This is a genomic window from Paenibacillus protaetiae (assembly GCF_004135365.1).
Lineage (GTDB): Bacteria > Bacillota > Bacilli > Paenibacillales > Paenibacillaceae > Paenibacillus_AP > Paenibacillus_AP protaetiae.
This window is the reverse complement of record NZ_CP035492.1, coordinates 3506502-3519077: the sequence shown is the minus strand read 5'-3', so window position 1 is coordinate 3519077 and position 12576 is coordinate 3506502. Positions and strand designations below refer to the sequence as shown.

Here is a 12576-nt window from a genome sequence, read left to right as displayed (position 1 = left end):
TTCACCCCTTTCCGTTAGTTAAATTCTTGTTCTGGATACTCGCCGCTACCAATATTACAATCGGTAAAAGCGCAGAGCCAATCAATGCAGCCGGCATGTTAAACTTTTCCGGGAAACGATAGGCCATCATCGCTACGAACAATACTGTCGCAATGCGGCTGCTAAGGCCAATTCCCCTTCTCTTGCGCGTGTCGCCTCCGGCTGCTCTTAAAGCAATGAACTCTACGCGCCGCTTCAATAAAAACGCATTCATTAGACTTCCTGCCAATCCGAGCAGAAAACCCAGACTAACCGTTCGCAAGTCCGGCACAGCAGCCCATATAATCAGGCATGCCACAGCCACGCACAGCGCAATGCGAACTGCCGTCTTCATTAGTTTATCCATCGGTTTCCTCCATAACCTTCTTTACAATAAGAATGGCAGAGAGTATGCCGACAGCCAGACCAACCAGTATGCCTCCGACCATCCATTCCTTCTGACCGCCGAGACGGTTTCCGGCGAACGATCCGATCCAGTAACCTAAAAAGATGCAGACGACAACCTCAACGCCAAGCGCCCCAACCAAACCGGCCGCATACAGCGGATTGTCCCTTTTGCTCTTTTTGTTCATGGTTTCATACCCCTGTCAATCCTCATATATTTTATCGAAATAGCGCGGCCTTTGTCAATCAATTTTGCAGCGAACATTTAGTGAACAAAAAGCCGAAAAGCCTTGTGGCACTTGGATTTTCCCGTTTTGTAAACCGTACAGTACCACTGTATGCTGTATATTATGCAGCCATCCCTCTAACCCTGCTGAAAACTATGAATTTTGTGTGAACGAATCCGGGCGCACATCCGTTTTTCCAAAATGATGGAGCAGCGCCTGAACGATTCTGACCGAAGCTTGTCCGTCGCCGTACGGGTTAGCGGCTTTGCTCATCCGTTCATATAAAGCCGTATCGGTTAACAGCGCATACGCACGGCTGTATACCTGGTCTTCATCCGTCCCGACCAGTTCAAGCGTGCCGGCTTCAATCCCTTCCGGACGTTCCGTCGTATCCCGCAGCACCAGCGTAGGAACGCCAAACGAAGGAGCTTCCTCCTGCAGGCCGCCCGAATCCGTCATAATCATATAAGCGTGCGGATAGAAATTGTGGAATTCAAACACATCCAGCGGCTCGATCAGCTTCACGCGGGGATGGCCGCCCAAAATTTCGTTAGCCGGCTCGCGGACTGCCGGATTCGGATGCACAGCGTATACAATCGCTACATCTTCAAATTCATCAGCAATCCGTTTGACGGCACGGAAAATATTCCGGTGAGGCTCGCCCAGCGCTTCGCGGCGGTGTGCGGTCATCAGAATCATCCTTTTGCCTTTGGCCCAGTCAATAACCGGATGCTGGAACTGCGGATCCACCGTATACTGGAACACATCCGTTGCCGTATTGCCTGTAATATAAATCGCCGATTCCGGCTTGTTTTCTTTGCGCAGGTTACTAGCCGACCATTCCGTAGGCGCAAAGTGAACATCGGACAACACGCCGGCAAGCTGGCGGTTCATCTCTTCCGGATACGGCGACAGCTTATTCCATGTGCGAAGCCCGGCTTCGACATGCCCTACCTGAATTTGCTTCAGGAAAGCCGCATAGCTGGCCAGAAACGTCGTTTGCGTATCGCCGTGCACAAGCACGATATCCGGCTTCGCTTCCGCCAGCACCGGATCAAGCCCTTGCAGTACACGGACCGTTGTTTCCGTCAGCGTCTGGCGGTCTTTCATAACATTCAAGTCGTAATCCGGCGTAATTTCAAAAAAATCAAGCACTTGGTCCAAAATCGCCCGATGCTGCGCCGTTACGCATACGATCGACTCAATTTCGGCATCATGCTTTTGCAGCTCGAGCACAAGCGGAGCCATCTTCACAGCTTCCGGCCTTGTGCCGAATATCGTCATTACTTTTAGTCTGGACAAAAAATCCCACTCCTATTAACAGATATTTGTTACCCGCTAGTTCGTGCCGAACATCCGATCTCCGGCATCGCCAAGGCCTGGTATAATATATCCTTTTTCATTCAGCCGCTCATCCAGCGCAGCCACATAGATGTCCACTTCCGGATGCGCTTCATGAAGCGCTTTGACGCCCTCCGGCGCAGCAATGAGGCACATCATTTTGATCTGCTCACAGCCCCGCTTTTTAAGCGAATTAATGGCTGCAATAGCCGAACCCCCGGTCGCCAGCATCGGATCGATCACGATCAGCTGGCGGTTTTGCGCATCCGTAGGCAAGTTAATATAGTACTCTACCGGCTGCAGCGTGTCGTGATCGCGGGAGAGTCCGATATGGCCTACCTTCGCTGCCGGAATGAGCTTCAAGATGCCTTCGACCATTCCAAGGCCCGCACGCAAAATCGGGATAAGCCCGAGCATGCGCCCGGCCAGCACCTTCGAGTCCGTTTCCATGATCGGCGTTTGCACTTTGATCGTATCAAGCGGCATTTCGCGCGTAATTTCGTAAGCCATTAAAGTAGCGACTTCATCAACCAATTCGCGAAAATCTTTCGTATTTGTATTTTTGTCCCGTATAAATGTCAGCTTATGCTGAATTAATGGATGGTCGCATATGACCAGTCTGTTCATGGGGCGTGTTCCTCCTGTACCGCTTTATTTGCTCGGGCCGCGCTAGATCAACAATGGACGGCCCTGCCCACAGTCCGTTATATTATATCATCGTTAACTGAGCGTTGCATCCCGAGTTTATGTTTTCCAAGTTTGTCGTTTTCAGCGCAGCCTTATGCAAAATAAAGCCTATTCTGCCGAAACATGATGGCGCAAAAAAAGGGGCCAAACAAGGCATTCCTTGTTTGGCCCCTTCTCTATTGCCGCTTTCCCGGGCACATGGCGGCCGTTAAGCCGATGCGTAGTGGCAAGCGGACAGATGGCCTTTTTTCACTTCAACAACCGGCGGAACTTCTTTTGCGCACAGTTCCGTTGCCATTGGGCAGCGTGTGCGGAACGGGCAGCCGCTCGGCGGGTTGATCGGGCTTGGCAGGTCGCCCTGCAGCACGATCCGCTGGCGGGTCGATTCGATTTCCGGATCCGGAATCGGATTGGCCGACAGCAGCGCTCTCGTATAAGGATGCGCAGGGTTTGCGTACAGCTCGCTGCTTTCCGCAAGCTCAACCACTTTACCGAGATACATAACCGCTACGCGGTTAGAGATGTGTTTGACCATCGACAGGTCATGGGCGATAAACAAATACGTCAGGCCCATTTTTTTCTGCAAATCCTGAAGCAGGTTGACCACCTGCGCCTGAATCGAAACGTCGAGCGCGGAGATCGGCTCGTCCGCCACGATAAACTTCGGATCCACCGCTAACGCGCGGGCGATGCCGATACGCTGGCGCTGGCCGCCGGAGAATTCATGCGGATAACGCGTCGCATGGTCCGGATTGAGGCCAACAAGGTCCAGCAGATCTTCCACTTTGCGTTTGCGTTCGGAACGGCTTCCGGCAAGCTTATGAATATCAAGCGCTTCGCCAATGATATCCGTAACTGTCATCCGCGGGTTCAGCGATGCGTAAGGATCCTGGAAAATCATTTGCATATTGCGGCGCAATGCTTTCAGCTTAGCGCCCTTCAACTTGTAAATGTCTTCGCCGTCAAAAATAACGTTGCCTGCCGTCGGCTCGTACAGCCGCATAATCGTACGGCCCGCTGTCGATTTGCCGCAGCCGGACTCCCCGACGACGCCGACGGTTTCGCCTTTTTCAATCGCAAAGCTGATATCGTTAACGGCTTGCAGCACATTGCCGCCGCCGAGATTAAAAAACTTCTTCAGATTATTAATCTGCACTAATGGCTCGCTCATACGGATACCCCTTTCGCAAGCGGATGGGACAACCAGCAGCTTGCAGCATGCGATCCGCCGTCTACGGACTCAAGCTCCGGATCGTTCGTCAGGCACACTTTCATTGCGTAATCACAGCGTGCGCAGAAGCTGCAGCCAACCGGCGGTTTGATCAAATCCGGCGGTGTGCCGAAAATCGGCACAAGCGGCTCGTCTTTCTTTTGGTCCAGACGTGGTACGGAACGAAGCAAACCTTTGGTGTAAGGATGCTGAGGGTTTTTGAAAATTTCCCATTTCGTGCCCGTCTCTACTACTTTGCCTGCATACATAACAATAACGCGGTCGCACATATCGGCTACAACGCCAAGGTCATGCGTAATCAAAATGATCGAGGTGCCAAACTGCTTTTGCAGGTTTTTCATAACCTCGAGAATTTGCGCCTGAATCGTCACGTCCAGCGCCGTCGTTGGTTCGTCGGCAATCAGGAGCGAAGGGTTGCACGCAAGCGCAATCGCGATCATGGCGCGCTGGCGCATACCGCCGGAAAATTCATGCGGGTATTGCTTCACGCGCGAAGCCGGGTTCGGAATGCCAACCAGGGACAGCATTTCGACAGCGCGTTTCTTCGCAGCTTCGCTGCTCAAACCTTGGTGCTTGATCAGGCCCTCCATAATTTGACGGCCGATCGTCATCGTCGGATTCAGGGAAGTCATCGGGTCTTGGAAAATCATGCCCATCTCTTTACCGCGAATATCTTCCATTTGTTTATCCGTTTTGCTCAAAATTTCTTGCCCTTTGAAGTTGATGCTTCCGGACATTTGAGCAGGCGGAGAAGGAATAAGGCGCATCAGCGATTGCGCAGTAACACTTTTACCGCAGCCGGACTCGCCGACAATTGCGACCGCTTCTCCTTTATTGACATGAAAAGTGACACCGCGGACCGCTTGTACGACACCGCCGCGAACTTTAAAGTTAACACGAAGGTCATTGACATCCAAAATTCGTTCCATGGGCTGCCACCTCCTATTTTTTCATTTTCGGGTCAAGCGCATCGCGCAAGCCGTCACCAAAGATATTGAAGCAAAGCATGGTCAAGCTGATGACAAGGGCAGGAATCCACATCCGCCATGGGAATACCGTCATTGCTTTCAACGCGTCATTGATCAGCGTACCAAGCGAAGCGGCCGGCGATTGAACGCCGAGACCCAGGAAGCTCAGGAATGCCTCTGCAAAAATCGCATTCGGAACGGTCATCGTAATTGTTACGACAATCGGGCCAATTGCGTTCGGTACAAGGTGACGGAACAATATCCGTCCAGTGCCTGCGCCCAAAGAGCGCGAAGCGAGCACATACTCCTGGTTTTTCAGCTGCATGATTTGCCCGCGGACAATCCATGCCATATTGATCCACCCGGTAATACTTAACGCCAAAATAATCGTGCCCATGCTTGGCTGGAATACAACCGTCAGCAAAATAACAATCAGCAAGCTAGGAATCGAATATAAAATTTCGCAAATCCGGTTCAAAATTTCATCAATACGGCCGCCATAGTAACCCATGATACCGCCGATAATAACACCAACAAACAAGTCGACAAGCGCCGCATAAATACCAACCTGCAGCGAGATGCCTGCGCCCATCCACGTCCGGGCAAACATATCGCGGCCCAGATCGTCCGTACCGAACCAGTGATCGCCGTTAGGCGCCATGTTCGTATGCTTCAGATCGTTCGTACGGTAATCGTAAGACGTCATCATTTGGCCGAAAATCGCCAGCAAAATAATAACAACCAAAATCGCGAGGCTGACCATCGCCATCTTATTGGAACGAAGACGGAGCCACGCGTCCTTCCAAGCGGAAATACTTTCGCGGACGATGACTTCCGATTTCGTCTCGTCTTTATTCAGCTTGACAAAATCGCCGGGCTGGAATGCTTTTTCCGACATGGTCAGCCCCCCTTCCTGCTCAATTTAATACGCGGATCAATAAAACCGTAAGCGACGTCCGTCAAGAAACGCGCTACCATCAGAATGATGGCGTAAAATAAAGTTAAGCCCATAATGAGCGTATAGTCGCGGTTGGTGATACTGTTGACAAAAAACTTGCCAAGACCGCCAATGCCGAAAATTTGCTCGACAACGACGGAACCCGTAATAATGTTAGCCGTCATAGGACCTATATACGTGACAACCGGCATAATCGCATTACGCAAAGCGTGCCGCACCAAAATAACACGGCCGGCGAGGCCTTTCGAACGTGCCGTTTTAATATAGTCAGCCGTCAATACCTCCAGCATGCTGGAGCGTGTCAAACGGGCGATAAAAGCCATCGGCAAAAACGCCAGGGCAATAACCGGCATAACAAAATCCGTCCAATCGTTCAAGCCTGCAACGTGGAACCAGCGGAGTTTAACCCCGAAAATAAACTGCAACAACGAGCCAACTACAAAGTTAGGGATGGATACACCAAGCACTGCTATAAAAATGGTAAAGCTGTCCAGAAATTTTCGATGATTAAGCGCTGCGATAATGCCAAGCAACACGCCTACCGCAACTGAGAAAATAATAGCCACAAGGCCAAGCTGAAGAGAATACGAGAATCCAGAAGAAATGATGCTGGTTACAGTAACATAATTTTGCTTCATGGACATACCAAGATCAAAATGAATCAGGTTGTTCAAGTAATGCAAGTATTGCTGCCACAGCGGATCGTTTAAGCCGTACATATCAAACAATCTCTCCTGAATGGCAGGAGGCACGTTCTTCTCCGATTGAAACGGATTGCCTGGAATAGCTTTCATGAGAAAAAACGTAGCTGACGCAAGTACAAACAATGCGACCAACATGAATACAAACTTCTTTATGACGTAACGCGTCATCCGCGACGGCACCTCCTTACTTCAAATGGAATTATTGAGCAATTGTTTACCTGAAAAGAGAAAGGGGATATATGCAGAATCTCCGCATATATCCCAGTCAACCTTACGCTATTACTTACCTTCGTAGTAGCCGCGGCTGTAATCGATATCGCCTTTATAGTCCATCGTAATGCCTTTGAAACCTGGTTTAACCATGTACACGTTCGTGTAGTAGTAAACTGGAGCAATCGGCATTTCATCCATCAGGATTTTTTCAGCGTCGGACATTGCTTGAAGACGGACTGCTTGGTCAGCTGTACTGTAAGCTTTCTTAACGAGAGCGTCATACTCAGGGTTAGCAAAACCAGTGTTGTTGTTACCGCTCTTCGATGTGAACAGATCGATGAACGTCATAGGGTCGTTGTAGTCAGCGCCCCAACCGCCGCGTGCCACTTCATAGTTCAAAGAGTTACGGTTGTCGAGGAATACGCCCCATTCTTGGTTCTCGATCGAAGTGTCCACTCCGAGGTTCGTACGCCACATTTCAGCCAGTGCTTCTGCAATCTTTTTGTGCGCATCGTTTGTGTTATATGCCAGTTTAATTGTAGGCATTTTGCTGAGGCCTTCTTCTTGCAGGCCTTCAGCCAGCAATTTCTTAGCTTCTTCTACATCTTCTTTGAAGAAGTCGCCGCTAACTTTCGAGCGGTATTCTTCGTCGCCGATGTTAATGCCTGGAGGTACAAGGCCGTAAGCCGGAACTTGTCCTTCTTTTGTTACGTTGTCAACGATATCTTGACGGTTAATGGCAAGCGTAAGCGCCTTACGGATCTTCACGTTGTCGAAAGGTTTAACCGTTGTGTTGAACAGGTAGTAGTACAGGTTAGCCGATGGAGAAATCGTCAGCTCATCTTTATGTGTTTGTTTCAATGTTTCCAGTTGATCTGTAGGGATGGAACCAACCGGTTTACCAGCCCAGTCAAGCTGATCGGTTTCGTACATGCTCAGCTCTGTAGCGGAGTCAAGCACTTCGGAGAACGTTACTTTTGTAAACTTGATTTCGTCTGCTGCATAGTAGTTGTCGTTTTTCACGATCGAAATCGAGTTGTTTTTTTGCCAGTCGCCCATTTTGAAAGGACCGTTGCCGATAATTGTTTTGGCATCAGCAGCCCACGCTTCGTTGTCTTTTACAGACGGATGAACCGGGTAGTAGGTATAGAAGCCTACAAGGCTGTCGAAGTATGGAGTTGGAGCGTTCAGCGTAACTACGAGCGTTTTGTCGTCTGTAGCTTTAACGCCGACATTATCAACCGAACCGCCGTTCAGGTTGTAATCTTCAGCGCCTTTCAAGTAGTACAGCTGGTAAGCATATGCCGATGGCTGCGGCTTCAGGTTTGGATCAAGAGCACGTTTCCAAGCATATTCGAAGTCGCCTGCGGTTACAGGATCGCCATTGCTCCACTTGGAATCACGAAGGTGGAACGTATAAGTCAGGCCGTCTTCCGACACATCCCAGGATTCAGCTACGCCTGGAACTACTTTGCCGTCAGCATCTTTGCGAGTCAAGCCTTCGAACAAACCGTTTACAACTGTAGACGATACATTGTCTTGTACTTGCGCCGGGTCAAGAGATGGCGGTTCCGAGCCGATGTTCATGCGAAACTCAGTTTTGCTGCCGCCGCTGCCGCTGTCCTTGGATCCGCATGCAGTCGCAATGACCGAAAAAATCAAGATTACGGAAACAAGTGTAAATGCAAACTTCTTCGATTTCATGTCTTTCCTCCTAAATTTTTTGTAATAGCTCCATCTTCCTCCGAGAAGCACTAGTAGTACTCTGGTCTTGGTTACACAAAAAGCCCGATGCGTGTAATGATCCCCCATCTATGCCATTTGAATCAACTCAAACCTGTTCGGCCGTTGATAGAACTATCCCCCCACTTACTGCCAAAAACAAGCAAACTAATTTTAAACTTTTCTAACTATACCATCGAAATTAATTATTCCGCAACAATATGTAAGGTGTAAATTTATGTATTTTTTGAATTTTTACAATCGTTCATTTGTTTTTAATGCTTTATTTATCAAATGTTCTGCCGTTTTAATATGTTATTGCATTACTATTGTAAATTATTGTCGCTTAATCGCGTTTATGCTTCTCCGCTTTATTCATTTATTAGAGCAAAGTTATTCCATCAGTTCCCTTAAAAAAGAACGGATACCAAACATGCCGGAAGCAAGCTTATTATGCTACCTGCCAGACCCCGTTATACTCCTCTCGATTAAACAAAAACAAGCGAATGCAAAAAGGGTGTCCCGCAAGTTATCGGAAGATAACCTGCGGGACACCCTTTGGCGGAAGCCGCTATAAATTAGTAGTTCAATTTCGGATACAGCGGATATTGTGCCGTCAAATCGCTAACCATGCCGCGCGCTTTGGCAAGCACTGCTTCATCCTTTGGATTTTTCAATGTCATGGCGATAATTTCAGCGATTGTTTTCATTGCTTTTTCATCCATGCCGCGGGATGTTGCAGCCGGCGTGCCGATGCGGATACCGCTTGTAATGAACGGGCTTGTCGTATCAAACGGAATCGCGTTTTTGTTCACTGTAATTTGAACCGAATCCAGTACATGCTCAGCATCTTTACCCGTAATGTTCAGGTTGCGCAGATCAACCAGCATCAGATGATTGTCCGTACCGCCGGATACGAGGTTAATGCCTTGCTCCGTAAGGCCGTCCGCCAGCGCTTTTGCGTTGTTGATCACGTTTTGCGCGTAAGTTTTGAACGAAGGCTGAAGCACTTCGCCGAACGCAACGGCTTTCGACGCGATGACATGCATCAGCGGTCCGCCTTGCGTGCCAGGGAATACTGCTTTATCAATCGCTTGCGCCCAAGGCTGACGGCAGAGGATCATGCCGCCGCGAGGACCGCGGAGCGTTTTGTGCGTCGTTGTCGTAACAAAATGTGCATGCGGCACTGGGCTCGGATGCAGGCCTGCAGCAACCAGACCGGCGATATGCGCCATGTCGACCATGAACAATGCGCCTACGTCTTGAGCGATTTGGCCGAGTTTTTCAAAATCAATGATGCGCGGATATGCGCTTGCGCCGGCAACGATCAGGCGAGGGCGGTGTTTAAACGCCGCTTTGCGCACTTCTTCGTAGTCGATCGTGAACGTGTTTTCGTTAACGCCGTAAGCTACGAAGTTGTAAAGAAGGCCGGATGCGTTAACCGGGCTGCCGTGCGTCAAGTGGCCGCCATGCGCCAGGTTCATGCCCAGCACCGTGTCGCCAGGTTTCAGCGCTGCCAGGTATACCGCAAGGTTGGCTTGTGCGCCGGAGTGAGGCTGAACGTTCGCATGCTCGGCGCCGAAAATATCTTTCGCACGGTCGCGCGCAATGTTCTCCACGATGTCTACATGCTCGCAGCCGCCGTAGTAGCGTTTGCCTGGATAGCCTTCCGCGTATTTGTTCGTAAGCACGGAACCCATCGCTTCCATAACCGCTTCGCTGACAATGTTCTCGGATGCGATTAATTCGATGTTGTCGCGCTGGCGCTGCAATTCAAGCCCCATTGCTTTCAAAACTTCCGGATCTTGGTTTCTCAGGTTTTCCATTTGAATAATCCTCCTAAAGGTTGGTGTAGTTGGACGACATTTGCCCGGTTTCATGCATATTGTTCCTGCAGCAATCCGCGTATTCTGCTCGCTGCTGCATTCATCTCCATAGAAAAGTCCGCGTTAGTCACATGCGCCGGGCTGATCCGGATTTTGAGAAAGCTCTTCCAGCTTATAAACAGCCCGCTCGCCGCCGATCAGCTTTGGCCTTGTGTAGGCCATCGTGACATGCGCTTTGCCGATTTCCAATATCGAAGGCCTTACGGGAACCGCTACTCTTTTCAAGTGCATCCCGATAAACGTGTCTCCAATATCGATTCCGGCATGAGCTTGAACCGTCTCCGCCAGGCAAGCATTCGGCAAATGCCTGTAAGCGTACGAAGCCATTGATCCGCCCGCTTTCGGCACCGGAACGGCAGAAACCAGCTCCAGCCCGTAACGTTCGGCCGCTTCCCGCTCCAGCACCAATGCCCGGTTCAAATGCTCGCAGCATTGATATACCGGATAAAAGCCAATCCGTTGCCGCGCCGCTTCAACGCCGTCAAAGATTTGCTGCGCCACATCCCCCGAACCGGAGGTGCCGATGCGTCCGCCGTTTACTTCGCTTGTGCTCGTGCCGATAACCAGCAGCTGTCCGGCCTTCAGGCCGCCGGCCTCAGCCAGTTCGCGGACAATCGTTTCCACCTGATGGGATATCAAACTTGTAGCCACTTCGCTCCACTCCTTATGTCTGCCTTTACGGCATGCTGTGACGTCCGAAGTTTTATGCAGCAAGTGAAGGTTACGGATCTTCTCCGCCGAGACCGCACACCAGGTACTACTGCATGCTGCATCAGTCAAAATCAAACAGCTTTAGTATACCTAATTCTGGCCCAAAAGACGAAAAAAGAGCAAGACACGCTAACTCAGCGTGCTGCTCTTTGCCCAGGCGACCGGCCGTATGTTCCGATGCTCCACCGTGGTTACCCACTTCCGTCGCCAGTCACATCGGATATCCGTTTATGCACTTCCATCATAGCTGAACTTCCGTTGAAAATCAATCCATTGCCGCCTAAACAGCATAACAAAATATCCCTATGCGCTACTTTTCCAGCCGGTCCAGCAGCTTCAGCAAAGCCGCTTCAATCTCTTGCGCGCAGCGGTCATATTCCTCCAGCGGCCCGCCAAACGGATCCGCAATATCAAAGCTTGGTATTTTCCGCTCCAGCAGCAGCAGCTCCGACCGTTCCTCGTCTGTCAGCTGGCCGCCCAATGCCTGCTTCATATGCATCTCCGTATACAGCTGCTCCAGCTTTTCAATATCGGCTAGCGTGCTTTCATCCAAATGGACGAATTCCTTTAAGGTATAGGTTTTTTCTACCGCCTCGGGAAACCATTGCAGCAAACTGCGTTTATGCGAAGCTGTCATCGTCAGCACCAGATCCGCCCACTCCACTGCACCCGGATCAAGCGCATTTGATTTGCCGCCATGATCAATCCGGCGCTTGCGCAGCACCTCCGCCGCATGGCGCGATACAGGCAGCCCGTCCATCGTCGACACCCCTGCGGATTTGACTTCAATCGGCACGCCTCTCTCCTGCGCCAGCTTGCGCAATAAAGCCTCGGCCATAGGAGAACGGCACGTATTGCCTGTGCAGACGAACAAGATGCGCTTCATGCCGGTAAACCTCCTTTGTGATTGAACGAAATAGTCAGAAATACTCGGATATCGTCAGATGCTCATATCATAAACAGTATGCCGAATAATAACAAGATTGCACCGCCGCAAGCCTCTCCATACTCGCCAAGGTTGCGGCCGGCCCGCCGGCCGAGCATCAAGCCCATAATGGACATCAGCCCGCCGAAAAAACCGAAGGCAAGCACCGTTACGGCAACATCAGCCGCAAAAACGCCAAGCGATATGCCGACCGAAAACGAATCCACGCTGACGCTGAGCGCCAGCACGAGCGTGCCCCATAAGGTCCGCGTATCCACCGGCCTGACCTGTTCGCCCCGCAGCGAGTTGTAAATCATATGCCCGCCAAGCAGCAGCAGAAGCGCGCCGGCCGCCATGCTTGCAATATGACCCAGCAAAGCGCCAACCAGCTTTCCCATCCAGATGCCTGCCAGCGGCATCAGCACATGGAACAATGCAATAATAAGGCTCAGCCGCAAAATATGCTTTAGCCGTATGCCTCTCAGACCGATTCCGATGCCCAGCGAAAAAGCATCCATCCCAAGTGCGGCCGCCATAAGCAGCAAAGTAAACAACTGGCCAGCGGCCATCTCTGGACCGT

The 12576-nt window shown here is 50.7% G+C and carries 13 protein-coding genes and 1 riboswitch; all 13 genes read right to left on the bottom strand.

The window, feature by feature from the left end; genetic code table 11:
* Position 1 precedes the first annotated feature (1 nt).
* Entirely contained in the window at positions 2-385 is a 384-nt protein-coding gene (locus ET464_RS16275; protein WP_129442726.1) for an ATP synthase subunit I, read from the bottom strand.
* The gene (locus ET464_RS16270; protein WP_129442724.1) at positions 378-611 is read right to left on the bottom strand and encodes an AtpZ/AtpI family protein; all 234 of its coding nucleotides are present in this window, start codon (positions 609-611) and stop codon (positions 378-380) included. Before ET464_RS16270 ends, ET464_RS16275 begins: the two co-directional genes overlap by 8 nt.
* 192 nt (positions 612-803) lie before the next feature.
* Positions 804-1952 (bottom strand): non-hydrolyzing UDP-N-acetylglucosamine 2-epimerase, encoded by a 1149-nt coding sequence (gene wecB, locus ET464_RS16265; protein WP_129442721.1) that lies wholly within the window; start codon positions 1950-1952, stop codon positions 804-806.
* Positions 1953-1988: 36 nt separating this feature from the next.
* Positions 1989-2618 carry a uracil phosphoribosyltransferase gene (gene upp / locus ET464_RS16260; RefSeq protein ID WP_129442718.1) on the bottom strand — a complete coding sequence of 210 codons (630 nt, stop codon included), beginning with the start codon at positions 2616-2618 and terminating at the stop codon, positions 1989-1991.
* A 268-nt stretch (positions 2619-2886) separates the two neighbouring features.
* A complete protein-coding gene (locus ET464_RS16255) occupies positions 2887-3849 on the bottom strand; it encodes an ABC transporter ATP-binding protein (protein ID WP_129442715.1) in 963 nt (320 codons plus the stop codon).
* Positions 3846-4838 (bottom strand): ABC transporter ATP-binding protein, encoded by a 993-nt coding sequence (locus ET464_RS16250; protein ID WP_129442712.1) that lies wholly within the window; start codon positions 4836-4838, stop codon positions 3846-3848. The genes ET464_RS16255 and ET464_RS16250 overlap by 4 nt, the downstream gene beginning before the upstream one ends.
* Positions 4839-4851: 13 nt before the next feature.
* Positions 4852-5775, bottom strand: coding sequence for an ABC transporter permease (locus ET464_RS16245; RefSeq protein WP_129442709.1), 924 nt, complete (start codon positions 5773-5775; stop codon positions 4852-4854).
* Between the two features lie 2 nt (positions 5776-5777).
* Positions 5778-6707 (bottom strand): ABC transporter permease, encoded by a 930-nt coding sequence (locus ET464_RS16240; RefSeq protein ID WP_129442706.1) that lies wholly within the window; start codon positions 6705-6707, stop codon positions 5778-5780.
* 111 nt (positions 6708-6818) lie between these two features.
* The gene (locus ET464_RS16235; RefSeq protein ID WP_129442703.1) at positions 6819-8456 is read right to left on the bottom strand and encodes a peptide ABC transporter substrate-binding protein; all 1638 of its coding nucleotides are present in this window, start codon (positions 8454-8456) and stop codon (positions 6819-6821) included.
* A 596-nt stretch (positions 8457-9052) separates the two neighbouring features.
* A complete protein-coding gene (locus tag ET464_RS16230) occupies positions 9053-10300 on the bottom strand; it encodes a serine hydroxymethyltransferase (protein WP_129442700.1) in 1248 nt (415 codons plus the stop codon).
* A 123-nt stretch (positions 10301-10423) separates the two neighbouring features.
* Positions 10424-11011 (bottom strand): TIGR01440 family protein, encoded by a 588-nt coding sequence (locus tag ET464_RS16225; RefSeq protein WP_129442698.1) that lies wholly within the window; start codon positions 11009-11011, stop codon positions 10424-10426.
* A gap of 204 nt (positions 11012-11215) precedes the next feature.
* A riboswitch (ZMP/ZTP riboswitch) is annotated at positions 11216-11296 on the bottom strand.
* 85 nt (positions 11297-11381) lie between these two features.
* Complete coding sequence (locus ET464_RS16220) at positions 11382-11957, bottom strand: low molecular weight protein arginine phosphatase (protein ID WP_129442695.1); 576 nt, start codon at positions 11955-11957, stop codon at positions 11382-11384.
* 62 nt (positions 11958-12019) lie between these two features.
* A complete protein-coding gene (locus ET464_RS16215; RefSeq protein WP_129444503.1) occupies positions 12020-12565 on the bottom strand; it encodes a manganese efflux pump MntP in 546 nt (181 codons plus the stop codon).
* Positions 12566-12576 lie beyond the last annotated feature (11 nt).

Bases quoted from the DNA above. Each gene is read 5' to 3' on its own strand.
- ET464_RS16240 (WP_129442706.1), bottom strand. From the start codon at position 6,707: ATGACGCGTTACGTCATAAAGAAGTTTGTATTCATGTTGGTCGCATTG.
- ET464_RS16230 (WP_129442700.1), bottom strand. From the start codon at position 10,300: ATGGAAAACCTGAGAAACCAAGATCCGGAAGTTTTGAAAGCAATGGGG.
- ET464_RS16255 (WP_129442715.1), bottom strand. From the start codon at position 3,849: ATGAGCGAGCCATTAGTGCAGATTAATAATCTGAAGAAGTTTTTTAAT.
- ET464_RS16220 (WP_129442695.1), bottom strand. From the start codon at position 11,957: ATGAAGCGCATCTTGTTCGTCTGCACAGGCAATACGTGCCGTTCTCCT.
- ET464_RS16215 (WP_129444503.1), bottom strand. From the start codon at position 12,565: ATGGCCGCTGGCCAGTTGTTTACTTTGCTGCTTATGGCGGCCGCACTT.
- ET464_RS16245 (WP_129442709.1), bottom strand. From the start codon at position 5,775: ATGTCGGAAAAAGCATTCCAGCCCGGCGATTTTGTCAAGCTGAATAAA.
- upp (WP_129442718.1), bottom strand. From the start codon at position 2,618: ATGAACAGACTGGTCATATGCGACCATCCATTAATTCAGCATAAGCTG.
- ET464_RS16250 (WP_129442712.1), bottom strand. From the start codon at position 4,838: ATGGAACGAATTTTGGATGTCAATGACCTTCGTGTTAACTTTAAAGTT.
- ET464_RS16235 (WP_129442703.1), bottom strand. From the start codon at position 8,456: ATGAAATCGAAGAAGTTTGCATTTACACTTGTTTCCGTAATCTTGATT.
- ET464_RS16275 (WP_129442726.1), bottom strand. From the start codon at position 385: ATGGATAAACTAATGAAGACGGCAGTTCGCATTGCGCTGTGCGTGGCT.
- ET464_RS16270 (WP_129442724.1), bottom strand. From the start codon at position 611: ATGAACAAAAAGAGCAAAAGGGACAATCCGCTGTATGCGGCCGGTTTG.